At 55.5% G+C, this 26,655-nt stretch carries 25 protein-coding genes and 1 tRNA gene; 11 read left to right on the top strand and 15 right to left on the bottom strand.

Going from position 1 to position 26,655, the window contains the following annotated elements:
- Positions 1–25: 25 nt before the first annotated feature.
- Positions 26–1,327, bottom strand: a complete 1,302-nt coding sequence (locus tag FHC49_RS09795; RefSeq protein WP_220439658.1) for an anaerobic C4-dicarboxylate transporter — start codon at positions 1,325–1,327, stop codon at positions 26–28.
- Positions 1,328–1,438: 111 nt separating this feature from the next.
- Positions 1,439–2,875, bottom strand: coding sequence for an aspartate ammonia-lyase (aspA, locus tag FHC49_RS09790; protein ID WP_185669290.1), 1,437 nt, complete (start codon positions 2,873–2,875; stop codon positions 1,439–1,441).
- Between the two features lie 337 nt (positions 2,876–3,212).
- Here aspA and FHC49_RS09785 point away from each other — a divergent pair, with 337 nt between their 5' ends.
- Positions 3,213–3,689, top strand: a complete 477-nt coding sequence (locus FHC49_RS09785) for an FxsA family protein (RefSeq protein WP_185669291.1) — start codon at positions 3,213–3,215, stop codon at positions 3,687–3,689.
- A 139-nt stretch (positions 3,690–3,828) separates the two neighbouring features.
- Here FHC49_RS09785 and yjeH read toward each other — a convergent pair whose 3' ends face one another.
- Positions 3,829–5,064: an L-methionine/branched-chain amino acid transporter gene (gene yjeH, locus FHC49_RS09780; protein WP_220439657.1), complete on the bottom strand. Its 1,236-nt coding sequence runs from the start codon at positions 5,062–5,064 to the stop codon at positions 3,829–3,831.
- Positions 5,065–5,318: 254 nt separating this feature from the next.
- Between yjeH and FHC49_RS09775 the strand changes: the two genes are divergently transcribed.
- The gene (locus FHC49_RS09775; RefSeq protein ID WP_003855929.1) at positions 5,319–5,612 is read left to right on the top strand and encodes a co-chaperone GroES; all 294 of its coding nucleotides are present in this window, start codon (positions 5,319–5,321) and stop codon (positions 5,610–5,612) included.
- A 33-nt stretch (positions 5,613–5,645) separates the two neighbouring features.
- The gene (gene groL / locus FHC49_RS09770; RefSeq protein ID WP_185669293.1) at positions 5,646–7,292 is read left to right on the top strand and encodes a chaperonin GroEL; all 1,647 of its coding nucleotides are present in this window, start codon (positions 5,646–5,648) and stop codon (positions 7,290–7,292) included.
- A gap of 76 nt (positions 7,293–7,368) precedes the next feature.
- On the opposite strand, the gene iadA is transcribed toward groL, so the two are convergent.
- The 3 genes from iadA to FHC49_RS09755 are packed head-to-tail and all read right to left on the bottom strand — an operon-like array spanning position 7,369 to position 9,665.
- Complete coding sequence (gene iadA, locus FHC49_RS09765; RefSeq protein WP_220439656.1) at positions 7,369–8,535, bottom strand: beta-aspartyl-peptidase; 1,167 nt, start codon at positions 8,533–8,535, stop codon at positions 7,369–7,371.
- Positions 8,536–8,544: 9 nt separating this feature from the next.
- Positions 8,545–9,006: a YjiG family protein gene (locus FHC49_RS09760; protein WP_185669294.1), complete on the bottom strand. Its 462-nt coding sequence runs from the start codon at positions 9,004–9,006 to the stop codon at positions 8,545–8,547.
- Positions 9,003–9,665, bottom strand: a complete 663-nt coding sequence (locus tag FHC49_RS09755) for a nucleoside recognition domain-containing protein (RefSeq protein ID WP_185669295.1) — start codon at positions 9,663–9,665, stop codon at positions 9,003–9,005. Before FHC49_RS09755 ends, FHC49_RS09760 begins: the two co-directional genes overlap by 4 nt.
- 236 nt (positions 9,666–9,901) lie before the next feature.
- On the opposite strand from FHC49_RS09755, the gene FHC49_RS09750 reads away from it, so the two are divergent.
- Complete coding sequence (locus FHC49_RS09750) at positions 9,902–10,255, top strand: DUF4156 domain-containing protein (RefSeq protein WP_185669296.1); 354 nt, start codon at positions 9,902–9,904, stop codon at positions 10,253–10,255.
- A gap of 43 nt (positions 10,256–10,298) precedes the next feature.
- Here FHC49_RS09750 and yjeJ read toward each other — a convergent pair whose 3' ends face one another.
- Both yjeJ and epmB read right to left on the bottom strand, forming a co-directional pair.
- The gene (gene yjeJ, locus FHC49_RS09745; protein WP_220439655.1) at positions 10,299–11,162 is read right to left on the bottom strand and encodes a YjeJ family protein; all 864 of its coding nucleotides are present in this window, start codon (positions 11,160–11,162) and stop codon (positions 10,299–10,301) included.
- Positions 11,163–11,312: 150 nt separating this feature from the next.
- Positions 11,313–12,341, bottom strand: coding sequence for an EF-P beta-lysylation protein EpmB (gene epmB / locus FHC49_RS09740; protein WP_220439654.1), 1,029 nt, complete (start codon positions 12,339–12,341; stop codon positions 11,313–11,315).
- 40 nt (positions 12,342–12,381) lie between these two features.
- On the opposite strand from epmB, the gene efp reads away from it, so the two are divergent.
- The 3 genes from efp to sugE all read left to right on the top strand — a co-directional run bounded on the left by efp (position 12,382) and on the right by sugE (position 13,736).
- The gene (gene efp, locus FHC49_RS09735; RefSeq protein ID WP_185669299.1) at positions 12,382–12,948 is read left to right on the top strand and encodes an elongation factor P; all 567 of its coding nucleotides are present in this window, start codon (positions 12,382–12,384) and stop codon (positions 12,946–12,948) included.
- 183 nt (positions 12,949–13,131) lie between these two features.
- Entirely contained in the window at positions 13,132–13,278 is a 147-nt protein-coding gene (ecnB, locus tag FHC49_RS09730) for a lipoprotein toxin entericidin B (protein WP_185669300.1), read from the top strand.
- A gap of 140 nt (positions 13,279–13,418) precedes the next feature.
- Positions 13,419–13,736 (top strand): quaternary ammonium compound efflux SMR transporter SugE, encoded by a 318-nt coding sequence (gene sugE, locus FHC49_RS09725; protein ID WP_185669301.1) that lies wholly within the window; start codon positions 13,419–13,421, stop codon positions 13,734–13,736.
- A 70-nt stretch (positions 13,737–13,806) separates the two neighbouring features.
- Here the strand turns inward: sugE and frdD are convergent, their stop codons facing one another.
- Genes frdD through frdA form a run of 4 tightly spaced genes read right to left on the bottom strand, consistent with a single transcriptional unit; the run spans position 13,807 to position 17,100 of the window.
- Positions 13,807–14,166 carry a fumarate reductase subunit FrdD gene (gene frdD, locus FHC49_RS09720; RefSeq protein ID WP_035894225.1) on the bottom strand — a complete coding sequence of 120 codons (360 nt, stop codon included), beginning with the start codon at positions 14,164–14,166 and terminating at the stop codon, positions 13,807–13,809.
- Positions 14,167–14,176: 10 nt separating this feature from the next.
- Positions 14,177–14,572 (bottom strand): fumarate reductase subunit FrdC, encoded by a 396-nt coding sequence (gene frdC / locus FHC49_RS09715; RefSeq protein ID WP_185669325.1) that lies wholly within the window; start codon positions 14,570–14,572, stop codon positions 14,177–14,179.
- A 10-nt stretch (positions 14,573–14,582) separates the two neighbouring features.
- Positions 14,583–15,317, bottom strand: a complete 735-nt coding sequence (locus FHC49_RS09710; protein ID WP_220439653.1) for a succinate dehydrogenase/fumarate reductase iron-sulfur subunit — start codon at positions 15,315–15,317, stop codon at positions 14,583–14,585.
- Positions 15,310–17,100, bottom strand: a complete 1,791-nt coding sequence (frdA, locus tag FHC49_RS09705; RefSeq protein WP_220439652.1) for a fumarate reductase (quinol) flavoprotein subunit — start codon at positions 17,098–17,100, stop codon at positions 15,310–15,312. Before frdA ends, FHC49_RS09710 begins: the two co-directional genes overlap by 8 nt.
- A gap of 310 nt (positions 17,101–17,410) precedes the next feature.
- On the opposite strand from frdA, the gene epmA reads away from it, so the two are divergent.
- Together epmA and yjeM are read left to right on the top strand one after the other, a co-directional pair.
- The gene (gene epmA / locus FHC49_RS09700; protein WP_220439651.1) at positions 17,411–18,388 is read left to right on the top strand and encodes an elongation factor P--(R)-beta-lysine ligase; all 978 of its coding nucleotides are present in this window, start codon (positions 17,411–17,413) and stop codon (positions 18,386–18,388) included.
- Between the two features lie 214 nt (positions 18,389–18,602).
- The gene (yjeM, locus tag FHC49_RS09695; RefSeq protein ID WP_185669304.1) at positions 18,603–20,105 is read left to right on the top strand and encodes a glutamate/gamma-aminobutyrate family transporter YjeM; all 1,503 of its coding nucleotides are present in this window, start codon (positions 18,603–18,605) and stop codon (positions 20,103–20,105) included.
- Positions 20,106–20,189: 84 nt separating this feature from the next.
- Here the strand turns inward: yjeM and mscM are convergent, their stop codons facing one another.
- The 3 genes from mscM to rsgA all read right to left on the bottom strand — a co-directional run bounded on the left by mscM (position 20,190) and on the right by rsgA (position 25,744).
- A complete protein-coding gene (gene mscM, locus FHC49_RS09690; protein ID WP_220439650.1) occupies positions 20,190–23,507 on the bottom strand; it encodes a miniconductance mechanosensitive channel MscM in 3,318 nt (1,105 codons plus the stop codon).
- A 20-nt stretch (positions 23,508–23,527) separates the two neighbouring features.
- Positions 23,528–24,568, bottom strand: a complete 1,041-nt coding sequence (gene asd, locus FHC49_RS09685; protein ID WP_255581294.1) for an archaetidylserine decarboxylase — start codon at positions 24,566–24,568, stop codon at positions 23,528–23,530.
- A 120-nt stretch (positions 24,569–24,688) separates the two neighbouring features.
- Positions 24,689–25,744 (bottom strand): small ribosomal subunit biogenesis GTPase RsgA, encoded by a 1,056-nt coding sequence (rsgA, locus tag FHC49_RS09680; RefSeq protein ID WP_185669306.1) that lies wholly within the window; start codon positions 25,742–25,744, stop codon positions 24,689–24,691.
- Positions 25,745–25,851: 107 nt separating this feature from the next.
- On the opposite strand from rsgA, the gene orn reads away from it, so the two are divergent.
- Both orn and FHC49_RS09670 read left to right on the top strand, forming a co-directional pair.
- Positions 25,852–26,397 carry an oligoribonuclease gene (orn, locus tag FHC49_RS09675; RefSeq protein WP_185669307.1) on the top strand — a complete coding sequence of 182 codons (546 nt, stop codon included), beginning with the start codon at positions 25,852–25,854 and terminating at the stop codon, positions 26,395–26,397.
- 180 nt (positions 26,398–26,577) lie between these two features.
- Positions 26,578–26,653: transfer RNA gene (locus FHC49_RS09670), tRNA-Gly, on the top strand.
- Positions 26,654–26,655 lie beyond the last annotated feature (2 nt).

Here is a 26,655-nt window from a genome sequence, read left to right as displayed (position 1 = left end):
ACGATTTTTACATGGCGTCACAGGGCTAGAGCATCAGCCCGCCGAAGATAAAACCGAGGATCACGCACAAAGCGATAGCAATCACGCCCGGCACCAGGAACGCATGGTTAAACACGTATTTGCCGATACGGGTAGAGCCGGTGTCATCCATTTCTACCGCTGCCAGCAGCGTAGGGTAGGTTGGCAGCACGAACAGCGCGGAAACCGCAGCGAAGGACGCAATGGCCGTCAACGGGGTAACGCCCAGCATCAGCGCTGCAGGCATCAGTGCTTTAGTGGTCGCCGCCTGGGAGTACAGCAGGGTAGCAGCAAAGAACAGCACCACCGCCAGCAGCCACGGGTAGTTGTTCAGCAGATCGCCCGCGATGGCCTGGATGTCGGCAATATGGGCTTTGACGAAAGTATCACCCAACCACGCGACGCCTAGTACGCACACGCAGGCGCTCATGCCGGATTTAAAGGTGCTGGCGTTGAGGATCTCACCGGTATCGACTTTACAGGTGATGCAAATCAGCGTGGCGATGGTCAGCATGAACACCACAATCGCTTCGTTGCGCGGCAGTACCGGGTTCTGAATCAGCCCGACGGTGTCGCTGATGGCGGTGGCGTAGAACATCACGGCCACGATACCAATCAGGAACAGCAACACGGAGCGCTTCGCATGAGGTTTCAGCTCAAACACTTTGCTGCCGCGCAGGCGCACTTCGCCTTTGGCCAGACGCTCCTGATACACCGGATCGTCTTTTAGCTCGCAGCCGAGGAAGTTACAGACGATGGAGGTCAGCAGTACGGCAATCAGCGTGACCGGAATGCAGATGGAGAGCAGCGTCAGGTAGCTCACGCCCATCGGTTCCAGAATGCCCGCGAAGAACACCACCGCGGCGGAAATCGGCGAGGCGGTAATCGCAATCTGCGAGGCCACCACGGCGATAGAGAGCGGGCGAGAAGGGCGGATGCCCTGCTCTTTAGCCACTTCGGTAATCACCGGCAGCGTGGAGAACGCGGTGTGCCCGGTGCCTGCCAGAATGGTCATAAACCAGGTGACTAGCGGCGCTAAGAAGGTGATGTATTTAGGGTGACGGCGGAGCAGTCGCTCAGCCAGGCTGACGAGATAATCCATCCCGCCAGCGATTTGCATCGCGGCAATCGCGGCGATGACCGCCATGATGATTTCAATAACGTCAAAGGGTATAGCGCCGGGTTTAATTTGAAAGATGAGCGTTAGCACCAGCACGCCGAAACCGCCGGCGAAGCCGATGCCAATGCCGCCAAGTCTTGCCCCCAGATAAATGGCAAGAAGCACAATGACCAGTTCTGCTCCAAACATATTAGCCTTCCTTGTATTGCTAGATTGATATGTAATTGTTGTGTTTTGGTAAACTATAGATACAAAAAAGGCATGTCACGATGACATGCCTTTGTGCGTTATTCGGGAAGCTTACTGTTCGCTTTCATCGGTATAGCGCTTCGCTTTATAGGCCGGATGCATCAGGTTCTGCGGGGAGAAGATATCGTCCAGCTCCGCTTCCGTCAGCAGGCCGCGCTCCAACACCACTTCACGTACGCTCTTACCGGTTTCGGCACAAATTTTACCGACGATGTCGCCGTTATGGTGGCCGATGAACGGGTTGAGGTAGGTGACGATACCGATGGAGTTATAGACGTAGCTTTCGCACACTTCTTTGTTCGCGGTGATGCCGTCGATGCATTTTTCCAGCAGGTTGTAGCAGGCGTTGGTCAGGATGTGGATAGACTCAAACAGCGCTTGTCCAATCACCGGCTCCATCACGTTCAACTGCAGCTGACCGGCTTCAGAAGCCATGGTGACGGTGGTGTCGTTGCCGATGACTTTGAAGCACACCTGGTTCACCACTTCTGGCACCACCGGGTTCACTTTGGCTGGCATGATGGATGAGCCCGCCTGCAGTTCCGGCAGGTTGATTTCGTTCAGGCCAGCGCGTGGGCCGGAGGAGAGCAGGCGAAGGTCGTTACAGATCTTCGACATTTTCACCGCCAGGCGTTTCAGCGAGCTGTGTACCATGACGTAGGCGCCGCAGTCGGAAGTCGCTTCAATCAGGTCTTCCGCCGGGACAACCGCCAGATTACTGACTTCCGCCAGCTTCTGTACCGCCAGCTGTTGGTAGCCGTCCGGGGTGTTCAGGCGAGTACCGATAGCGGTCGCGCCGAGGTTCACTTCTAGCAGCAGTTCTGCGGTGCGCAGCAGGTTTTTGGTCTCTTCGGTCAGCAGCACGTTGAATGCGTGGAATTCCTGGCCCAGGGTCATTGGTACCGCATCCTGCAGCTGGGTTCGACCCATCTTCAGGACGTCCTGGAATTCCGCTGCTTTACGCTGGAAGCCTTCGCCCAGCTGATTAATCGCGTCAATCAGCTTCAGAATAGAGGTGTACACCGCGATGCGGAAGCCGGTTGGGTAGGCATCGTTGGTGGACTGGCATTTGTTGACGTGGTCGTTCGGGTTCAGGTACTGGTATTCCCCTTTCTGGTGGCCCATCAGCTCCAGGCCGATGTTCGCCAGTACCTCGTTGGTGTTCATGTTAACGGAGGTGCCTGCACCGCCCTGGTAAACGTCTACCGGGAACTGGTCCATGCATTTGCCGTTATTCAGAACTTCATCACAGGCAGCAATAATGGCATTTGCTACGCCTTTAGGGATCGTCTGAAGCTCTTTGTTCGCCAGGGCCGCTGCTTTTTTCACCATCACCATCCCACGAACAAATTCCGGGATGTCGCTGATTTTGCTATTGCTGATGTAAAAGTTTTCAATCGCTCTCAGAGTATGAACGCCGTAGTAAGCGTCAGCCGGAACTTCCCTGGTACCCAACAGATCTTCTTCGATACGAATGTTGTTTAGCATGTGAACCTTCTATTTGCGAGCTGCCAATGATTTCACCAAATACGCATAATCTGAATGGTTATGCGTTTTATGACCGCAGATTATTTCCTTAATCGGCCCAGTGTCTATGATCATATGCTGATAATAGCGGATTGCAGTAATCTGGATCACTTATTATCAGACGGAACGGATAAGAATTATTGATTTGTGAAATGAGTCACCGCTTGACCATTGTTGACAAAAATATGGATGCGCGCTGATTGAAATGCGGCGAATCACCACCATTTAAAAGTAGTGCAGCGGGCCGTGAATCGCTGCAAACGCGCGAACCGCGTGATTTTTCGAACAGGAGATGCCAGTGCGCTGGATACCGTTAATTGCCATTTTTCTCTATGTTTACATTGAGATATCGATTTTTATCCAGGTCGCCCATGTGTTTGGCGTCCTGCTGACGTTAGTACTGGTTATTTTTACCTCCGTCATCGGCATGTCGCTGGTGCGCAATCAGGGCTTCAAAAACCTGATGCTGATGCAGGAAAAAATGCAGGCGGGCGAAAGCCCGGCGGCCGAGATGATCAAAAGCGTTTCGCTGATCCTCGCCGGTTTGCTGCTGCTGTTGCCAGGGTTCTTCACCGACTTCTTGGGTCTGGTGCTGTTGCTGCCGCCGGTGCAGAAACACCTCACCGTGAAACTGATGCCGTATCTGCACTTTAATCGGATGCCGGGCGGCGGTTTTGCGGGCGGTACCACGAGCGGGCAGACTTTTGACGGTGAGTATCAGCGTAAGGACGAACGTCCTGACCAGTTGGATCATAAAGACGATAATCGCCCATAAGCCGTGGCGATGATAAAAAGCCGGAGCGCGTTGTGGCTCCGGCTTTTTTTATGGCGTTGGTGCGGTCCCGGCGTCGCTGCGCTCGGCCGGGCTACAATTTGACACGTAGCCCGGCCGAGCAAAGCGACGCCGGGAATGCTCAGACCTTCCTTTTCGGCAGTAATACCCACAGCGCCGCCAGCATCACGATCGCGTACAGGCTCTTCCATCCCACCATCGACAGCAGCAGCACGCACAGCGCCACGCCCACGACGGATAATGCGCGGTAGCGCCCGCTTAACAACCGGCATCCCGCTAGCATGCATAGCAGGTAAATCATAATAAAGATGCCGTTGGCGTAGACGATCAGCGCATCGAGGTTGATGTTCAGCCAGTAGCTGGCAAGCGTGCTCACCATGCAGCTGCCAATCACCACGCTCAGCGCATTACGCGGTACCAGCCCCGGTGAGAGGCGCGCCAGATAGCTATCCGGTTTAGACTGAGCCTGCGACCACACCAGCCGGGCGAAGCTCTGGATGTAGATATTGAGGCTAGCGAAGCAGGCGAGGAAACCGACGACGCTCGCCACCCACAGCGCCTTCACGCCGAACAGTTGTACCACGATGGTCGGCAGCGAAGCCGCGGCAGTATTGGCAGCACCGTAGGCGTGGAAGTGCAGCACCAGTACGGTACAGGCCCAGTAGACCACGCCTGCCAGCAGCAGGCCGATAATCAGCGCGCGCGGGAAGTCGCGCTCCGGGTTGCGGAACTCCGAAGCCATATGGGCAAATGCCTCCAGGCCGACGAAGCACCAGAACATCACCGACAGCGCGGCGAAAAGCTGTGAACTGTCGATATCAGGCAGGGCCGGGAAAGGGATCGCTTTTACTGAGATATCGCCGTAGACCCAAATAGCGGCCAATAGGGCAACAATTAAAATGGCGACCAGCGTCTGCAAATTAGCGCTGGAACTGGCGCCGCGTGAGCCCAGCCACCAGACGATCGCCAGCGTGGCGACCTCCGCCATCAGCAACTGCCAACCGTGCCAGCCGAACAGCGCCTGGGTAAAGCCGGAGGCAATATGCAGCGCGGCGGGCAGGCCAACCGGGATAACCGAGAGAAACAGCCAGCCGGTAACGCGAGCGAGGCGAGGGCCAAAGGCCATTTCGACGAAGTGCGCTACGCCGCCTGCGCTAGGGAAGTGTCGGCCGAGGAGGGCAAAGACGATAGCGACCGGAAAGACCAGCACGATTAACGCGGGCCAGGCCCACAGGCTGTTGTCACCGGCAACCAGCGCGCCCAGCGCCGGAACGGCAAAGACCCCGGTGCCGAGCAGCGACGTCGATAGTAATCCTACTCCCTGAGCTAACCCGAGCTCCTGTTTAAGTCCCGCCATGTCCCTCGTCCACACTTTTACAAAAAGAGCAAAATGTTACCACATCCCCTCTCCCGGCAGCCCCGCGTCATTGTGCTGTTCTACGCTGGCAATACAGCGATTTATCGCGATTGCGCAGCCGGATGAAATTTTTTTTAGGGTGCCCCCTTGAAGGGCAAAATAACCATCCCCATCTCTCAGGCACTAGCCGGAAAACCGCTTACGGCCCGGCATCACCCATAACTGATAATGACTTTCTCAAAGGAGAGCTATCAATGAGTATTCGTCCGTTACATGATCGTGTGATCGTCAAACGCAAAGAAGTTGAAACCAAATCTGCTGGCGGCATCGTTCTGACCGGTTCTGCGGCAGCAAAATCAACTCGTGGCGAAATCATCGCTGTCGGTAAGGGCCGCATCCTGGAAAACGGGACCGTGCAGCCGCTGGACGTTAAAGTTGGTGACATCGTGATTTTCAACGATGGCTACGGCGTGAAATCTGAGAAGATCGACAATGAAGAAGTGTTGATCATGTCTGAAAGCGACATCCTGGCAATTGTTGAAGCGTAAGCAACGCGCGAACGAATTTGAGGAATAGAAGAAATGGCAGCTAAAGACGTAAAATTTGGTAACGACGCTCGTGTAAAAATGCTGCGCGGCGTTAACGTACTGGCAGACGCAGTTAAAGTTACCCTGGGCCCTAAAGGCCGTAACGTTGTTCTGGACAAATCCTTCGGCGCACCAACCATCACCAAAGATGGTGTATCTGTAGCACGTGAAATCGAACTGGAAGACAAGTTCGAAAACATGGGTGCTCAGATGGTAAAAGAAGTTGCCTCCAAAGCGAACGACGCTGCAGGCGACGGTACCACCACCGCGACCGTACTGGCTCAGGCTATCATCGCAGAAGGCCTGAAAGCCGTTGCTGCGGGCATGAACCCAATGGACCTGAAACGTGGTATCGACAAAGCTGTCGTTGCTGCGGTTGAAGAACTGAAAGCACTGTCCGTTCCTTGCTCCGACTCTAAAGCGATTGCTCAGGTTGGTACCATCTCCGCTAACTCCGACGAAACCGTAGGTAAACTGATCGCTGAAGCGATGGATAAAGTCGGTAAAGAAGGCGTGATCACCGTTGAAGACGGTACCGGTCTGGAAGACGAACTGGACGTAGTTGAAGGTATGCAGTTCGACCGTGGTTACCTGTCCCCATACTTCATCAACAAACCAGAGACTGGTGCTGTTGAGCTGGAAAGCCCGTTCATCCTGCTGGCTGACAAAAAAGTATCCAACATCCGCGAAATGCTGCCAGTTCTGGAAGCCGTTGCGAAAGCCGGCAAACCACTGGTTATCATCGCTGAAGATGTTGAAGGCGAAGCGCTGGCTACCCTGGTGGTTAACACCATGCGCGGTATCGTGAAAGTCGCTGCTGTTAAAGCACCTGGCTTCGGCGACCGTCGTAAAGCGATGCTGCAGGACATCGCAACCCTGACCGGCGGTACCGTTATCTCTGAAGAGATCGGTATGGAGCTGGAAAAAGCTACCCTGGAAGACCTGGGTCAGGCTAAACGCGTTGTGATCAACAAAGACACCACCACCATCATCGATGGCGTGGGTGAAGAAGCGGCGATCCAGGGCCGCGTTGCTCAGATCCGCAAACAGATTGAAGAAGCAACTTCTGACTACGACCGTGAAAAACTGCAGGAACGCGTAGCGAAACTGGCTGGCGGCGTTGCGGTAATCAAAGTCGGTGCTGCCACCGAAGTTGAAATGAAAGAGAAAAAAGCACGCGTTGACGATGCCCTGCACGCGACCCGTGCTGCGGTAGAAGAAGGCGTGGTTGCTGGTGGTGGTGTAGCGCTGGTTCGCGTAGCCGCTAAACTGGCTGGCCTGGCTGCTCAGAACGAAGATCAGAACGTCGGTATCAAAGTTGCGCTGCGCGCAATGGAAGCGCCACTGCGTCAGATCGTTTCCAACGCCGGTGAAGAGCCATCTGTTGTTGCGAACAACGTGAAAGCGGGCGAAGGTAACTACGGTTACAACGCCGCAACTGAAGAATACGGCAACATGATCGACTTCGGTATCCTGGACCCAACTAAAGTGACCCGTTCTGCTCTGCAGTACGCGGCATCCGTTGCGGGCCTGATGATCACCACCGAGTGCATGGTGACCGACCTGCCAAAAGGCGATGCTCCTGATTTAGGCGCAGCTGGCGGCATGGGTGGCATGGGCGGTATGGGCGGCATGATGTAATCGTGCGCTATACCCCATAGCATCAAGAAACCCCCGAGCAGAAATGCTCGGGGGTTTTTCTTTATGTGCTGGGGTGTTATTCCTCGAAAGTGCCTTTAACGCAGGCTTTACCGTCGCGCACCATCTGCTTTCCCTTCGCCCATACTTCCTGAATACGCAGTTCCTCATCCAGAACGATAAAGTCGGCATCACAGCCCGGCGACAGTCGTCCCTTATGACCAAACCCAAGAAATTCCGCCACGTTACGGGTGAGCGGCAACAGCGCCTCTTCCAGCGGAAGATGATGCTGTTTCACTAACTTCTGTACCGTTTCCAACAGCGATTCGAACCCGGCGACGCCGATGCCTATCAGGTTACCGTTGGCGTCAAAATGCGGTTGGCTTCCGTTACCGTCTGAACTCAGTGTTACTCTTGATGAGGGAACATCGCCTTCCCGGGCCATCATAATGGCGCTTGCGGGGTCGATAGGCTCGTCGATGCTGCTGGTGATATCGATGTATCCACCTTCCCGGGCAAAGCGCAGGGCGGCAAGAAACAGCGACTGAGCGCGATTAACGTGGGTGGGAAGCAGCTTGGTTATCGGAACATCGGCATGATGCAATATGTCATAGACGGGTTCCAGTTCACGTGGGCTGTTGCCCATATGAAAAACGGAAATCCCGGCTTTGGTTCCCAACAGGCCGCCAACCCGTGATTGTGCCGCCATCGTGGCGAGTTGCGCGGACGTCGGTGCCGATGAGCGGTGGTCGGAAATCGCACATTTGACGCCAATGACTTTATCAATAAGCGCAACGTCTTTTTCGACGCTGCCGGTTAGCGTGGGCGACGGAAGCCCATAAGCGCCGGTCAGCATCCAGGCGCTTATCCCTTCGTACTCCAGCGCGCGGGTTTTGGCCAGTAACGACTCAGGATGACGTGTCACGCCGTCGGTGCCGAGTAAGCCAACGACCGAGGTGATCCCGGCAGCGACAAGTTTCGACAGGCGTACTTCCGGGGTCCGCGTATGAGGACCTGCCTCGCCGCCGCCGCCAATCAGATGCACGTGCTGGTCGATAAAGCCAGGGCACACGGTCGCCCCGTTAAGGTCGCTTATTGGGCAGTCCGGGAGGGCGATGTCTGCGCCAGCCTGTTCAATGGCGATAATTTTTCCTCCGGCGACGAGGAGATCGCACATACCGCGCTCTTCAGGTGCGAAGAGGTGCGCATTGCGAAATAAGCGTGGCTCCAGCAAAGAGAAATTCATCATTCTTCCTTAGAAAAGTATCTGCATCACCCACATGGAGAGCAGGGCGTTGGCGATACAGATAACGATGATATGGGGATAATACTTCGGATTCACGCCTGCGGTGCCGAGACAGCGGCCGGTATTCTGAACCGGGTTACCCATCAGATAAATGGCGGGCAAAAGCACGGTGGCATCATGACCGCTGAGCGTGCCGGCAACCACCAGGCTTGCGCATACGCCGACGCCTCCGCCCATGCTCATCACCGACGCGAGCAACACCGTGGCGGCCACGCCGGGTAGCCCCCACAATGCCATCACGGGCTCGCAGACCTTGCCAACGATATCCAGTAGTCCGGTGACCTTAAGCGCCTGGATGATGACGAATGCCATCACCACGTTGGGCAATAGGCTGGTTGTGGCGATGGTAAACCCACGGCGAGCGCCGTCGATAAATAAATCCATGATATTTTTGCGCGGCAACGTCGTCATTCTTTTGCCTCCTGCTGTGTGCGGTTTTCACAGTGCGCGATCCACAAGCGCAAGAAATTGGCGCCGATAAACTTAAACACCAGAATGACAACCAGGGGGGTAATCACCGGGACGCTGATGACCGTAAACAGCGCTGCGCCGGAAGAGAAGTAGTTGGTGATAATGGCGCTTCCGCTGGTCTGGAAGGTGGCGAAAATTGCGCGTTCTTGATCGCTGATAGCTCCTTCGTCGGCAAGCTCTTTGGTCATGCCTGCCGCCGCATCGGTGTTTTGTAGATTTGCGATAAGCGCCAGCGAGCAGATGCCGGGGATGCCCAGTATAGGACGCAGAATGGGGGTCATCAGCTGTTGTGCGGCGCGAAGCCCACCCAGCCCTTCAGTAACCGAGATGATCCCCAGTGATAAAATGACGGATGGGGCAAGCTCAAGGGCAAACAGGAAGCCATCTTTCGCTCCTACCCCACCCACCCCACGGAAAGATAACGCGTTTTCTCCCGCCGTATTCACCTGCCCAAAACTGCCATTCAGAACCGTAAAGTCAAAAACGCGCCACCATTCGGTGCTTTTCGCAAAGCAGCCTGAGAAAAATATAATGGTCAGCAGGAAAACGAAATAACCTACCCACGTCACCTTGTCCTCTCCTGAGGATGTTTTACTCATGTTGCCTCCTTGGTTTTTTAATGCCGTGCATCACGTTGCACCTGGCAACACTAAAACCATATCGAGGTTAATGACGATATCCTTAGGCGATTATCGGAATACATTTAGATGGGAGGGATCAAGGAGTTGTCATGCCCGTTGTAAAAACGCACGGGGAATTCTCTTTTGGTCATCTTTTTAGTATAAGGTTTACACACGGACGACTTGCGTCCAGCTCATTGATTATGGGGAATAACATGCAGGTAAAATATTTGGCAGGGATCGTTGGTGCGGCGCTGCTGCTGGCCGGCTGTAGCTCAACCACGGAACTGACCTCTGGCGGCCAGAACGTGCGCTTTGTAGAAGAGAAGCCGAGCGCGGAGTGTCAGTTGCTGGGTACGGCGACTGGGGCGCAGGGTAACTGGCTGTCAGGGCAGCAGGGCGCGGAAGGCGGCTCTATGCGCGGTGCGGCAAATGCGCTGCGTAACCATGCCGCTGAAATGGGCGGAAACGTGATTTATGGCGTGAGCAGCCCAACGCAAGGCATGCTCTCCAGCTTCGTGCCGACCGACAGCGAAATGAACGGCCAGGTCTATAAGTGCCCGAACTGATTCATGCGTAGCGCCCCCGCTAGTATTCCGGGGGCGTAGTGCTTCAGGCTTTCTCTGCGTTTTTTTCTACGCTTTGCTGTAGCTGATACAGCGCCTGCATATAGGCATCCGCCGTGAAGGTTTTACGTTTGTCAGAAGAGAGCGCTCTGACAAAAACCTGGCACGGTAAGCCCGCGAGTTTCTGCAGCCTTGGGCTGCAATCTAACAGTCGACGGGTGACAGCCTCGACGTCTTTGGTGCCCGGCTTGCTGCGCGTTTTGATCGCCGTCCCGCTAAACTGCGTGTTCCCTTCGCTATCGGTATAACGATAGACAACCGCCAGATGGTGAACGAACAGGTTTCGTTTCCAGGCTGGATGGTCGTAGGAGTCATACTCCAGGTTGCCGCCTGCCTTGTAGTCCACGTCGTACAGCGGCAGGAAATCCAGCATGGAAGAGATACGCAGCGACAGTTCGTTCATCCCCGCGTTATTGATGGCATGGACCATTACGGTCACCAGCAGCTCGATTTGCAGCAGATCAACAACCAGCTCGACCTTTTTACCGGAGTGCAGCGTCAGGGTGAACGTCTGGCTTTCATTGTCATCGTTGGTGAGCGAGATGGCGTTGACGCGCAGATTGACGTCAGCATGCTCCAGCGCTTCACGCTGAAGCGCCGGGATATTCTGGTGCATTTTCTGCGCGGCTTTATCGCGCGCTTTTTCGTAGCGGCTGCGCTCGTCTACGCTGAGCAGAGGAAGCTGCGCGAGGCGGTATTCGAGGGCGATAAACAGGTCTTTCAGGGCGATAGCGGGCAGGAAAAAGAGCGACTCTTTTTTACGCGGCTCTTTAATTTTCAGGGCCAGCGCAATGAAATTATTTTCCTGACGAATGACGCCTGCGTTAATGCCTTTGATGGAAATAGACAAACGGTTCTCCTTAACCATTTTTTAGTTAAATGTATTTATTTAACTTATTGATTTGGTTTATTTTTAATGGCGATATGAATCGTTAAAATAACACAGACCGTTATGATGTCCAAAAAAACAGGCAGACCGAAGTCTGCCCCTTTATTTCATTTATCGCTGACGTAGCTGGAGATCCAGCGGCGTTTTACTTGGCTCGCCGCCAATTTCTCGCGCCAGTTTCGGCACCATATAACCGGAGATAAGCGTGAGCAGCTCGCGCATAATTTCGCGCGCTTCGTCATCGCTGACGAGGAAGTGGGCCGCGCCCTGAACTTTATCCAGCACGTGCAGGTAATATGGCATCACGCCAGCATCAAACAGCGCATTGCTGAGATTGGCCAGGGTTTGTGCATTATCGTTCACGCCGCGCAGCAGCACGCTCTGGTTGAGCAGCGTTACGCCCACGCGGCGCAGTTGCCCCATGGCATGGCGGAAGGCATCGTCAATCTCGTTGGCGTGGTTGATATGGTTAACCAGCAGGATCTGCAGCGATGAATTCGCAAAGCGGCTAACCAGCGTGTCGGTAATGCGAGCCGGAATGACGATCGGCAAGCGGCTATGAATACGCAGGCGCTTGATGTGCGGGATGGCTTCCAGTTGGGTGAGTAGCCAGTCCAGTTCGTGATCTTTTGCCATCAGCGGATCGCCGCCGGAGAAAATGATCTCGTCGAGTTCCGGATGCGCACTGACATAGTCCAGCGCAGCCTGCCAGTTCCGCTTATTGCCCTGGTTCTCGGCGTACGGGAAGTGACGACGGAAGCAATAACGGCAATTTACCGCGCAGCCGCCTTTTACCAGCAATAACGCACGGTTATGGTACTTATGCAGCAGGCCAGGCACCACGCTGTGCTGTTCTTCCAGCGGATCGGTGGAAAAACCAGGGGCGGCGATAAACTCTTCCTGCGAGGTAAGTGCCTGACGTAAAAGCGGATCGTTCGGGTTGCCTTTCTCCATGCGCGCCACAAATGCGCGCGGAACGCGCAGGGCAAACAGGCGCTTAGCCTCACGGCCAGCGAGCAGATTTTCATCAGCGTCTATATTCAGAAGACGTAATAGTTCATCCGGATCGGTGAGAACATCGGCAAGTTGCATCAACCAATCTTCTCTGGATGGGGTATTTAGGGTTACAATATGCGCCATTTTGTGGCTTAGCTACCATTTAACAATTTCAGAGGGCCTTATGGCGACTTACTATAGCAACGATTTTCGTGCTGGTCTTAAAATCATGATGGACGGCGAACCGTACGCGGTTGAAGCCAGTGAATTCGTTAAGCCGGGTAAAGGTCAGGCATTCGCACGCGTTAAGCTGCGCCGCCTGCTGACCGGTACTCGCGTAGAGAAAACCTTCAAGTCTACCGACTCCGCTGAAGGCGCAGACGTTGCCGACATGAACCTCACCTTCCTGTACACCGACGGTGAATTCTGGCACTTCATGAACAACGAAACCTTCGAGCAGCTGGCTGCCGATGAGAAAGCCGTTGGCGAAAACGCGAAATGGCTGCTGGATCAGGCTGAATGCATCGTGACCCTGTGGAACGGTCAGCCTATCTCCGTGACTCCGCCGAACTTCGTTGAACTGGAAATCATTGAAACCGATCCAGGTCTGAAAGGCGATACCGCAGGTACTGGCGGCAAACCAGCTACCCTGTCCACTGGCGCAGTGGTTAAAGTTCCACTGTTCGTCCAGATTGGCGAAGTGATCAAAGTGGATACCCGCTCCGGCGAATACGTATCTCGCGTGAAGTAATTCATGCATTGATCGCCCGGCGCAGCAGTGATGCTGCGCCAGCCTTTTTCCACGCTTGATCCAATCTTCTGCTTTTCCCGCTTCGTCTTCTTCCGAAAAAAAACGCTGACATCCAACATCCTGAGTGAAGTTGTCTATGCTTATGAAGCAAGATAACGATAACTGGCTCTTAAGGATGACATTATGGTGAAAAAAGCGATCGCAGCATTTTTTACGGTTCTGGTTCTCTCCTCTGTGCTCACGGCCTGTAACACCACGCGAGGACTCGGCGAGGATATTTCCGACGGTGGTAGCGCTATTTCTGGGGCCGCAACCAAGGCGCAGCAATAAATCGAATCTGACGGTACGACGCACGGTTGTACCGTCGTTTTTCAACGCCTATAATCCCCCCGTTATACTTTCCAACACCTTGCGGGACGACCCGTAAGCGTATCTCAACCGGGGACGGCCCCATCGTTATGGAGCCTGAAATGTCCTGGTTAATTCTCTTTATTGCTGGCCTGCTCGAAGTCGTCTGGGCTGTCGGCCTGAAATACACTCATGGTTTTAGCCGCCTGGTGCCGAGCGTAATTACCATTGTGGCGATGATTGCCAGCATGGCGCTGCTGTCGTGGGCGATGAAAAGTCTGCCGGTAGGAACGGCCTATGCGGTATGGACGGGGATTGGCGCGGTTGGCGCGGCGATTACCGGCATTCTGCTGCTGGGTGAGTCAGCAAGCCCGATGCGCATCGCCAGCCTGGCGCTGATTGTGATGGGAATTATTGGCTTAAAGATGAGCGCGCATTAATAGCCTCGGCCGGGCTACGTGTGATGTCGTAGCCCGGCCAGGCGTAGCGCCGCCGGGAAGCGGCACGGCGTTAAATAAACAGCACGCCGACCAGTGTGACCACCGTCAGAATCGCTGCCAGACCGTAGAACACCCATTTCCCGTTCGGGACGTGGATCTTCAGATCATGCATCGCATGGTGAATACGGTGCAGACCACACCACAGCGGCAGAACGATCATCAGGAAGATAAATGCGCGGCCAATCAGGCTGTGGGCAAAGCCCAGCACGCGTTCGTAGCTGAAAGCATCGGCCGGTGCCAGGCCTAACGGCAGCAGTACGCCAACCAGCAGCACGATGACCGGTGCAATAATCGCGCCCCACATGCCGCCTGCGCCAAACAGACCCCAGAATACCGGTTCATCGGAACGTTTTGGGTTCGGGTTAATCATACCAGTCTCCTTACCAGAACAGCGCGACAAACAGAATCACCACGCTGACTAGCGCGGTAACCACCCAAAGCCCTTTGATAATCGGCTCTGGCCCCATTTTTTCGCTTTTAACGATGATGTTGGCAGCCTTTGGCGCCAGCTCAAACCAGGTTTTGGTATGCAGCAGCGCGGCGGCCAGGGTAATCAGGTTCAGCACCACCACCACCGGGTTTTGCAGGAAACCAACGTATCCCGCCCAGCTTTCTGCACCGTGCTTCAGCGCAAACAGACCGTAAATCAGCACGATGCTGAACCATACCGTTGGCACCGCCGTCCCTTCACGCAGCATATAGAAGCGATAAAACGGCAGCTTTCTCCACCAGGTGGACGGCATTGGCCGTACATAGGGTTTGCGTTTAGTCGTCATCATGCACTCCTTAGCGTGGTTTCAGGGTAGCGATAAGAAAGTCTTTCGAGCTTTCCACTTTGCCCTGCTGAATGGCGGCTGCTGGGTCGACGTGTTTCGGACACACTTCGGAGCAGTAGCCCACAAACGTACAGGTCCAGACGCCGTTCTGGCCGTTCAGCTGCGCCATGCGCTCTTTCTTACCGTGGTCACGGCTGTCTTCGTTGTAGCGATGCGCCAGGGTAATCGCCGCCGGGCCGATGAACTCTGGGTTCAGGCCAAACTGCGGGCAGGCGGCATAGCACAGGCCGCAGTTGATGCAGCCGGAGAACTGGTGGTACTTCGCCATCTGCGCCGGGGTTTGGGTGTTTGGCCCTTGATCCGGTGTGCGCGGGTTGCCGATGATGTACGGCTTAGTCGCTTCCAGGCTCTCGATAAAGTGGGTCATATCGACCACCAGATCGCGCTCGATAGGGAAGTTTGCCAGCGCCTCAACCTTGATGCCTTTGGTGTATTCACGCAGGAAGGTTTTACAGGCGAGCTTCGGCACCTTGTTGACCATCATGCCGCAAGAACCACAGATAGCCATACGGCAGGACCAGCGGTAGCTCAGGTCCGGCGCGAGGTTATCTTTGATGTAGCCCAGGGCATCCAGCAGTGAAGTCTGCTCATCGTAAGGCACCTCATAGAAGGCGCTGTGCGGTGCGCTGTCCACTTCCGGGTTGTAGCGCACAATCTCAATTTTTAAATTCTGCATCTCAGCCATTCGCCGTCTCCTTCTTCTCGGCCGCTTCGGCTTCGGCGCCATAGACGCGTTTTGCCGGTGGCAGGGTCGTTATCTTCACATCGCTGTAGTCGAGGCGCGTGGTGCCGTCGGCGTCGCGGAAGGCGAGGGTATGCTTGAGGAAGTTGACATCGTCACGTTCGGTACAGCCTTCGTCCAGACGCTGGTGTGCGCCGCGAGACTCTTTACGCGCCATGGCGGAGTGCGCCATACATTCAGCCACGTTCAGACCATGGCCCAGCTCGATGGTATAGAGCAGGTCGGTGTTGAAGACGCTTGAGGTATCGGTAATGCGGACGCGCTTGAAGCGCTCCTGCAGTTCCGCCAGCTTATCGATGGTTTTCTGCATCAGCTCCGGCGTACGGTAAATGCCGCAGCCTTCTTCCATCGACAGGCCCATCTCGTCGCGGATCTTCGACCAGCTTTCGCTGCCTTCCTGATTCACCAGCGCTTTCAGGCGGTTTTCGATGTCGCTGACCTGCGCGTCCAGCGCGCTGCCGTTGGCTTCACCGGCGGTTGCCGCACGGGCCATCGCCTGCTCACCGGCCATGCGGCCAAAGACCACCAGTTCTGCCAGCGAGTTGGAGCCCAGACGGTTGGCGCCGTGCAGGCCGACGGAAGAACATTCGCCGACGGCAAACAGCCCTTTAATGCGGGTTTCACACTGCTGGTCGGTTTCGATGCCGCCCATGGTGTAATGCGCGGTTGGGCGAACCGGAATCGGCTCTTTCACCGGGTCGACGCCAACGTAGGCTTTTGCCAGTTCGCAGATGAACGGCAGACGCTCCAGCAGCTTTTTCTCGCCAAGGTGACGCAGGTCGAGGTAGACCACGTCGCCGCGCGGCGTAGGCACGGTGTTGCCTTTGCGCCATTCATGCCAGAAGGCCTGGGAGACTTTGTCGCGTGGACCCAGCTCCATATATTTGTTTTTCGGCTCGCCCAGCGGGGTTTCCGGGCCCATGCCGTAATCCTGCAGGTAGCGATAGCCATTTTTGTTGACCAGAATACCGCCTTCACCGCGGCAGCCTTCGGTCATCAGGATGCCCGAGCCCGGCAGGCCGGTCGGGTGATACTGGACGAACTCCATGTCGCGCAGCGGAACGCCGTGGCCCAGCGCCATGCCCATGCCATCACCGGTGACGATGCCGCCGTTGGTGTTGTAGCGATAGACGCGGCCTGCGCCGCCGGTGGCCATCACCACCGCGTTGGCGCGAATTTGCACCATCGTGCCTTCCATCATGTTCATCGCCACCAGGCCGCGAGCCTGACCATCATCGACCAGAATATCGAGGACGAAGTGCTCATCAAAGCGTTGGATTTGCGGGAACTGAAGGGAGGTCTGGAACAGGGTATGCAGCATATGGAAGCCGGTCTTATCGGCGGCAAACCAGGTGCGTTCAATCTTCATTCCGCCGAAGCGGCGAACGTTGACGCTGCCGTCAGGACGACGACTCCACGGGCAGCCCCACTGTTCGAGCTGGGTCATTTCGGTTGGGCAATGATGGACGAAGTAATCGACGACATCCTGCTCGCAAAGCCAGTCGCCACCGGCGACGGTGTCGTGAAAATGGTATTCGAAGCTATCATGGTCCTGTGCGACGGCGGCGGAGCCACCTTCAGCGGCCACCGTGTGGCTGCGCATAGGATAAACTTTTGAGATCAACGCGATTTTGGCTTTTGGGTTGGCCTGAGCGGCTGCGATAGCAGCACGTAGCCCGGCCCCGCCTGCGCCAATAATGGCTAGATCGGCTTGAAAGGTTTGCACGACATTCCTCCAGATTTTTGTTATTTCACAACAGGCTGCGTTGGGGGATATCACGTGGCCTGCGCAAAAACGTTTCCACTGCTCCTTTATGGGTAAAGCAGTATACCCGTAGGGTTGTGGGGGAAATTTGATGTGTTCGATTTTTTTGTCGTTATGTGCGGCTATTTATCACTGTAGCTGATGAATTACATTGCGGAATTAATTAGGGAAATGTTGCCCCCGGCCATAGGGGAAATGATTGAGCAATATTTGTGTCGTGTATCACTTGCGGGTAGACTTCGTGCCCTTGTCTGAAATCGGAGAAAAAAACATGAGCGAGACGGCAACCTGGCAGCCGAGCGCATCCATCCCTAACCTGTTAAAGCGTGCGGCACTGATGGCGGAAATCCGCCGTTTCTTTGCCGACCGTGGAGTACTGGAGGTGGAGACGCCTTGTATGAGCCAGGCAACGGTAACTGACATTCATCTGGTTCCGTTTGAGACTCGCTTTGTTGGCCCAGGCCATTCCCAGGGGATGAACCTGTATCTGATGACCAGCCCGGAATACCACATGAAGCGCCTGCTGGCGGCGGGGTGTGGCCCGGTGTTCCAGCTTTGCCGTAGCTTCCGCAACGAAGAGATGGGGCGCCACCATAACCCGGAATTCACCATGCTGGAGTGGTATCGTCCGCACTTTGATATGTATCGCCTGATCAACGAAGTGGACGATCTGCTGCAGCAGGTGCTGGAAACCCAGCCGGCAGAAAGCCTCTCCTATCAGCAGGCATTCCAGCGCCATCTGGAGATTGACCCGCTGTCTGCCGACAAAACGCAGCTGCGCGAAGCGGCGGCGAAGCTCGACCTGAGCAATGTGGCTGATACCGAAGAAGACCGCGACACGCTGCTGCAGCTGTTGTTTGCCTTCGGCGTAGAGCCGCACATTGGTAAAGACCGCCCAGCCTTCGTTTATCACTTCCCGGCAAGCCAGGCATCGTTGGCGCAGATTAGCGCTGAAGACCACCGCGTGGCCGAACGCTTTGAGGTTTACTTCAAGGGTATTGAGCTGGCGAATGGTTTCCACGAGCTGACCGATGCTCGTGAACAGCAGCAGCGCTTTGAGCAGGATAACCGTAAGCGCGCGGCGCGCGGCCTGCCGCAGCAGCCTATCGATCAAAACCTGCTGGACGCGTTGGCCGCTGGCCTGCCGGACTGCTCCGGCGTGGCGCTGGGCGTTGATCGCCTGATCATGCTGGCGCTGGGGACGGAAACGCTGGCTGAGGTGCTGGCCTTTAGCGTCGATCGCGCATAACTCGCTCTCCTGAAAGATAAAATGGCGCTTTTTGCGCCATTCTTAGTGATATATTTTCAAATTCCCTCTTAAGGTCACAAGATTAGTCTGGTTATTTGCTATCATCCAGCCAGCAATTTCTCGCGTCGATTTTCCGTTGCCTTGTTTTCGCAAGCATGCAGCGCGGTGCCCTGTCGATGTGTAAAAAAAATGATCCAAAATAAGGGATGGTCACATGACCCAATCAATTAAAAAGATGAGCCTGATAGGACTCATCCTTATGATATTTACGTCAGTCTTTGGCTTTGCTAATAGCCCCTCCGCCTTTTATCTGATGGGCTATAGCGCAATTACCTGGTATATATTTTCCGCGCTTTTATTCTTTATCCCCTTCGCCTTAATGATGGCGGAAATGGGCTCGGCCTATCGTAAAGAAGAGGGCGGGATCTATTCCTGGATGAATAACAGCGTTGGCCCACGCTATGCGTTTATTGGCACCTTTATGTGGTTCTCATCCTACGTTGTCTGGATGGTCAGTACCTCTGCCAAGGTGTGGGTGCCGTTCTCTACCTTCGTGTTCGGCGCAGACATGACGCAGCACTGGAGCGTGGCGGGGCTGCAATCGACGCAGGTTGTTGGTCTGCTGGCGGTGCTCTGGATGGTGCTGGTGACGACGGTAGCATCGAAAGGTATTAATAAGATTGCCCGCATTACTGCCGTTGGCGGTATTTCCGTAATGTGTCTGAATTTAGTTTTATTGTTAGTGAGTATTGCCATTTTGTTATTAAATGGCGGCCACTTCGCCCAGCCACTTAATTTCACCGCCTCGCCTAACCCCGGTTATCAATCCGGTCTGGCGGTATTATCGTTTGTGGTATTCGCTATTTTTGCTTACGGCGGTATTGAAGCCGTTGGCGGTCTGGTGGATAAAACCGAGAAACCGGAAAAGAACTTCGCCAAAGGAATTGTTTTTGCGGCGATTGTTATTTCTATCGGTTATTCGCTGGCGATCTTCCTGTGGGGGGTGAGCACCAACTGGCAGCAGATTCTGAGCGACCGTTCGGTGAACCTCGGCAACATTACCTACGTGCTGATGACTAGCCTGGGCTCAACGCTTGGTAACGCCATGCACCTGTCGCCGGACGTGGCAGCAACCGTGGGCGTGTGGTTTGCGCGCATCACCGGTCTGTCGATGTTCCTCGCCTACACCGGGGCATTCTTCACCCTGAGTTACTCGCCGCTGAAGGCGATTATTCAGGGTACGCCAAAAGCGCTGTGGCCAGCGTCGATGACTCGCCTGAACGCCAACGGTATGCCGTCCACCGCGATGTGGATGCAGTGCCTGCTGGTCAGCGCGTTTATTCTGCTGGTGTCGTTTGGTGGTGATACCGCGTCGGCGTTCTATAACAAACTGACGCTGATGGCGAACGTGTCGATGACCCTGCCGTACCTGTTCCTGGCGCTGGCCTTCCCGTTCTTTAAGGCCAAAATGGATCTCGAACGTCCGTTTGTGATTTTCAAAAACAAAGGCTCAACCCTGCTGGCAACCAGCGTGGTGGTGCTGATCGTGACCTTCGCGAACATCTTCACCATTATTCAGCCGGTGATTGAAGCAGGGGACTGGAGTAGCGCGCTGTGGATGGTCGGTGGGCCAATCTTCTTCTCGCTGCTGGCGATGGCGATTTATGAGAACTATCATCGCCGTATTAACCGTCAGCCGGTTCTGGTGGCAGAGTAAATCAGTGGTAGCCCGGCCGAACGTAGTGACGCCAGGATTTCCCCGGAGTCGGTGCTTACGCACCTCATCCGGGCTACCCATGTATTACAGACTTCCTGGCTGACGTTTGCCTGCGGAGGTCAGCGTTCTTCCCGTTTTCCGGCCATCCAGGGTCTCCAGACGCATCTGGAACGGTGGGAACGGCATATCGATACCGTGCTGGCGGAACCCGGCCAGAATCAGCTGGTGCAGCTCGTGACGCAGCGGCATACGGTGACCCATCTCGGCGGCGTAGATGCGCAGCTCGAAAATCTGAATCCCCTGCTGTAAATCCACAAGAAACGCTTCCGGTGCCGGGTTATCAATCACCAACGAACAGCGGTGGGCAGCGGTCAGCAGGATTTGCGCCACCTCTTCACTGTTGGCGTCCGACGGCGCGGGAATACTTAACACCACGCGCGTAACCGAATCCGACAGCGACCAGTTGATGAACTGCTCGGTGATAAACGCCTTGTTCGGCACGATAATCTCTTTGCGGTCCCAGTCGCTGATGGTGGTGGCGCGGGTGTTGATTTTGGTCACGCTGCCGGTCAGGTCTCGAATGGTGACGGTATCGCCAATACGGATCGGCTTCTCAAACAGAATAATCAGGCCGGAGATGAAGTTGGCGAAAATCTCCTGCAAACCAAAGCCGAGACCGACACCGAGCGCGGCGACTAGCCACTGTAGCTTCGACCATTCAATACCAATCATCGAGAATCCAACCAGCCCGCCTATCAACAGCAGTAGATATTTGGTGATGGTGGTAATGGCATAGCCGGTACCCGGCGTTAAATCCAGGTGTTGCAGAATAGCCAGTTCCAGCAGCGCGGGAAGGTTACGTACCAGTTGAGTGGTGATGATCAGCACCAGAATCGCGATCAACACGGCACCGAGGGTAATCGGCTCGATGCTTTCAACGCCTTGTACCGTTGAGGTGACGTCCCACAGCGAAATGTTTTCGAGGAAGCCAAACGCCGAGTGGATTTCCGACCACAGGATAATCACCGACACCAGTGCAATCAGCATCAGAATCGAACGCACCAGGCGCAGCGACTGCTCGCTGATGGTATCGAGGTTGACTTCGCTCACCTCCTGCTCGGCCGACCCTTCCAGACTGGTGGCGTGCGCTTCTTCTTCGCCACGGGCGCGGTGCGCCAGCATTTCCGCGCGCTTGTGTTTGGCGCGGTCAAAGGCCAGACGACGGCGCTGAATCAGCATCCAGCGGCGGATGACGTGGTAAATCACCAGCAGCAAGAACCAGATAGCGACTGAGGTTTCCAGACGCGCCAGCAGCGCCTGCGAGGTGGCAAGGTAGCCCACCGCTGCGGTGAAAATCGCCAGCAGCGGCGCGCCAATCATCAGGTTCCACAGCAGCAGGTTAACCCGGTTTTCACCACTGCCGCTTTTATCGAGATACAGCGGGATCCCGGCGCGTTTCAGGCTCAACGTTACCATCGCCAGCGCGCCGCAGATCAGGATAAAGCAGAGCCTGCCAAGCGACGCGGAGAACTCACGATCGTTGAGATTATCGAACATGATCAGCGCCATAATCAGCGGCACGATAAGCCCGATGCTCATCAGGTAGTAGCGCATGGCGCGGGCCACGCGGTGCTGCGGCCAACCAAAGTGGACGATAAACAGGCCGTTGGTGCGGGCAAACGCCGCGCAGATCATCACCACCCATAGCAGCGGTACGGTGGCGGTGACACCATCGCCGACGGCCACCGCGAGCGGGAAGGGCCATGCCTCCTGCAAACCATAGCCAAGCGTTGCCCATAGTACCGGCAGCGGCGAGGCCACCAGAATCGACCAGAAGACCGTGCGCATGGTCAGCCAGAAGTGGTCCTGGGTAACTTTGCCCACACGGGCGCTGGAACGTTCCAGAAAACGGGTGAAGTGTTTACGCGAGCTGATGCTGAAGCCAACCAGCAGCAGGGCGCCAAACAGCGGGAACAGCGTCTGGCGGCTGGTGAGCATCATCATGCTGGCTTTGCCGAGCTGGCTAAAGGTATCGAGCGAGATCAGGCGGCGCAGGTCCTGCGCGATTTCAATCGGCCAACTGAAATCGATAGGCCGCACGTCGGAAGTCCAGAACAGATAGCGATGGGTCGCTTCGTTGACCTCTTTCAGCGCGTCTTCCAGCTGGCTGTTGGAGACTTTCAGCTTGGTCAGTTCGAGGATCAGCGTGTCGCCACCCTGTAGCAGGGAGTTGAGTAATTCGCGCTGGGTGCGCAGTTGGGCTTCAAGAATGCGGTTCTCTTCGCTGGTCAACGGTTGGCCGTCGGCCTGACGAATCTGGCGCAGCTGCGGCTGCTTGTTCAGCAAATCTTCATAGCGCAGACGATGCACGCGCAGCTGGGCCATTTCGGTATCAAGCTGCTGCGGTTTTGGCATTTCTGGCAGACGGGCGACCTGTGCGCGTAGGGCTTCACCGAGCAGGTTAGACGAGCCCAGCCACTGCGACTGCTCGCGCAGCGTGTTCAGGGCCTGACGCACCTGCAGCGTCTGATTGGCGGCCTGGCGCTGTTGTGAAGCCACCAGATCCATACGCTGGGCCTGCTGGTTCAGCGCCTGAGAAAGCTCGCGGTTAATTTTGAACTGGTCAACGATACCCGTCGGCAGGTTTTCGCTGTTTTCCGCCAGCAGTTCGGTGCTTTCCAGCGCCCGTTCGGCTTCGCGCTGACGCTGGCTGTTAAGCTGGTTGCGCAGCGCTTGCAGATAGGCATCCAACTGCTCACTTTGCTTCTGTGCCAGCTCCGAGCGCATTCGCGCCAGCTCCTGGCGGTTATTGGCGGAGAGTTGCGCCAGTTCGAGTTCATCGACCAGCGCTTTTAGCTTGCTGGAATCAGCCTGCAGGTTGAGGCTTTGTGCCTGTGCCAGCGGCGTATTACCGGCCTGCGTCCCGATGCGACGTTCTACATCGTTGAGCTGGCGGCGCGCGTCGGTCTGCTGTTGGGGAAGCTGGTTCAGAGAGTCGGCGATATCGCGGGCGCGCTCCTGCTCCTGTTGGGCAAGGCGGCTTTTTTCCAGCAGTTGACTGCTGACCTGCAAAATCTCCTGATTCAGCGCATCGGTACTCATGCCTTCCGGCACCTGACGCGGATCGTCGCGCAGGTTGTTGAGCTGATTACGTAGCGTCTGGGAGAGTTTGGGGAAGTTGTCGATAACCTGCTGGTACTGCGCAGCGCGCTCAAGAGAGCTTTTCTGCTCCTCGAGCGCGGTCAGGGCATTTTGTAACGCCTCGACGGTTTCAGGCTGGGCAGGCTTTGCCGCCTTTGCCTGTTCCAGTTCCTGGGCGATTTGTCGAGCGTTGGGGGCCGTCGCTGCGTACGCCCCCTGGCTGAGGCACCAGGCCATCAGTAAAGTGATAATCAGGCGCACGTCAGACCCTTATTGTGTGATTAGCTTTTTTCTTGCGCGTTGTCTGCCTTCGGGGCGACATCCTGCTCTGTAACCGGTTCAACCGTAGGTTCAGTAACGGGTTCAACAACCGGCTCGACTACTGCTTCGGCCGCAGGGGTAACAACGGGCTCAACGACAGGTTCAACAACCGGTGCGGCCTCAGCTTCAACCACCGCTTCGGTGGAGATAGCCAGCGGCTCGCCAAGCTTAGTGACGGACAGATTTTTCAGCTGTTCCATCAGTGTGACTTTACCCGGCGCAAACAGGTTGATAACCGTCGAGCCCAGCTTGAAGCGGCCCATTTCCTGGCCTTTCAGCAGCGCTACGGAACCTTCCTGATCGCCCGCCGGGTAGGTCCAGCGTTTAATCACGCCTTCACGCGGTGGCGTCACAGTACCTGCCCAGACGGTTTCGATGCTACCCACGATAGTCGCACCGACCAGAATCTGCGCCATTGGGCCAAATTCAGTATCGAACAGGCAGATAACGCGTTCGTTACGGGCAAACAGATTCGGGACGTTCTGCGCGGTCAGGTGGTTCACGGAGAAGAGATCGCCCGGCACGTAAATCATTTCACGCAGGATACCGTTGCATGGCATATGCACGCGGTGGTAGTCGCGCGGCGACAGGTAGGTGGTCGCGAAGCTGCCGTTACGGAACAGGTCAGCCATGATGTAGTTACCCGCAAGCAGCGCTTCCAGCGAGTAGTTATGGCCTTTGGCCTGCAGAATTTTGTCGTCTTCAATCGCGCCAAGCTGGCTAATCACGCCGTCGGCCGGCATCACCAGTACGCTTGGGTCGGTGTTCATCGGGCGGGCATCTTCACGCAGCGGACGAACGAAGAAATCGTTGAAAGTACGGTAGCTGGCGGTATCCGGCTTCTGCGCTTCTTTCATATCGACCTTGTAGAACTTCACGAACAGATCGATAACCAGTTTAGTCAGCCATCCCGCTCGTTTGCTCGCACCCCAGCCTGCGAGACGCGTAAGCCACAGTTTAGGCAGAATGTATTGCAGTGAAAGTTTAAACGAGTTTAACAAGGTAGCCTCCAGGCCATTATGTGTCGATCCTGATCCGACGACGGGCGTCGGATCTTAAAAAGAAAAGCGGCCGATTCTAGCGACTGTTGACGAAAATGTCAGTCGGCAAAATCATAGTTCTCAATTATCTATGTCTGAAAAGTTTTTACGCGTTTTTACCTGCGCCATGGTTTCCAGAATGCGGTGATAATTTTCGAAACGGGTCTCGGCAATCTTCCCTTCCTCTACGGCTGCGCGGATAGCACAGCCTGGGTCAGTATCATGTTTACAGTCGCGATACTTACAGTGCCCAAGGTAGTCGTGGAATTCGACAAAACCATTGGTAATTTGTTCCGGCTCAAGATGCCACAGGCCAAATTCACGCACCCCCGGTGAGTCGATCACATCGCCGCCGTGCGGGAAGTGGTACAGACGCGCAGCGGTGGTGGTGTGCTGGCCGAGACCAGAGACATCGGAAACGTCGTTGGTCAGAATACGGTCGTCGTTAAGCCCCAACAGGGCGTTCAACAGGCTGGATTTACCGACGCCAGACTGCCCGGCAAAGATGCTGATGCGGTTGGTCAGCGCGGCTTCCAGCGGCTTTAAGCCGTCCTGGGTGTGGCTGGATGCCATCAGAACGGTGTAGCCAATGTTGCGGTAGATATCCATCTGCTCGTTGACGAACGCCATGCCTTCATCATCCAGCAGGTCGATTTTGTTCAGTACCAGCAGCGGCTCAACGCTCAATGTTTCGCAGGCGACGAGATAACGGTCGATAATATTCAGCGACAGCTCGGGCAAAATGGCAGAAACAATGACTATCTGATCGATGTTGGCGGCAATGGGCTTCACGCCGTCGTAAAAGTCAGGGCGCGTCAGTACCGAGGTGCGCTCGTGCACCGCTTCAACGATACCTTTAACGTTCACCCCTTCGGCAGCGGTTTTACCCGGACGCCATACGACGCGGTCACCGGTGACCAGTGAACGGATGGTGCGGCGGATGTTGCAGCGGTGGGTTTCACCGTCGGCGGATTCCACGTCGGCATGCATGCCAAAGCGGCTGATGACTACCCCTTCGGCGGCTTCGCCAAACAGGTTGTCGTCGTAATCTGGCTTCTCCGCGGCAGTTGTGAGGCGGCGCTGGTGGTTCGCCTTAACGCGGCGCTGCTGACCTTTGGAGAGTTTATTTTTACTCAATCGTGCTGACTCCTGGTCGCCCATATCGGGCAAAACCTCTATGATACACGCTAATTAATACTAGTTAACCCGCAGCGGCAGGTTAGACAAGAAGGGTGGAAAATAGCATGAGTGCAGATGAAAACAACCTCATTTGGATCGATCTGGAGATGACAGGTCTGGATCCCGAGCGCGATCGCATTATTGAAATCGCCACGCTGGTGACCGATGCACAGCTGAATATTCTGGCGGAAGGGCCGACCATTGCCGTTCACCAATCTGACGCGCAGCTGGCGCTGATGGATGACTGGAACGTGCGTACCCACACCGGCAGTGGCCTGGTGGAACGCGTGAAGGCAAGCACCATGGGCGACCGTGAAGCGGAGCTGGCGACGCTGGAATTCTTAAAGCAATGGGTGCCTGAAGGCAAATCACCAATTTGCGGCAACAGTATCGGTCAGGATCGTCGCTTCCTGTTTAAATACATGCCGGAGCTGGAATCCTACTTCCACTATCGCTATCTGGATGTCAGCACCCTGAAAGAGCTGGCGCGTCGCTGGAAGCCGGAAATTCTGCCGGGCTTTAAAAAGCAGGGCACTCACCAGGCGATGGACGACATTCGTGAGTCGGTGGCGGAACTGGCCTACTACCGCGAACATTTTATTCAGCTTTAACGTGCTAAAGGGATGAATTGGCGCTAAAATAGTCAACTTGCCGATTTATCCAGCACTTGAACGATTTTTTTAAAAAAACGCTTCAAGGGGGGTTGCAGGGGGAAAGAATTCTCGTATAATGCGCCTCCCGTAACGAAGCAGAAATGCGAATTACGACAGCAACAAAAATTGCCAGATTTTGCGGGAATAGCTCAGTTGGTAGAGCACGACCTTGCCAAGGTCGGGGTCGCGAGTTCGAGTCTCGTTTCCCGCTCCAAA

It is taken from the genome of Kluyvera sp. EC_51 (genome assembly GCF_019584505.1).
GTDB lineage: Bacteria > Pseudomonadota > Gammaproteobacteria > Enterobacterales > Enterobacteriaceae > Kluyvera > Kluyvera sichuanensis.
Note: the sequence above shows the minus strand (reverse complement) of the source record. Positions and strands in the feature narration are given on the sequence as shown.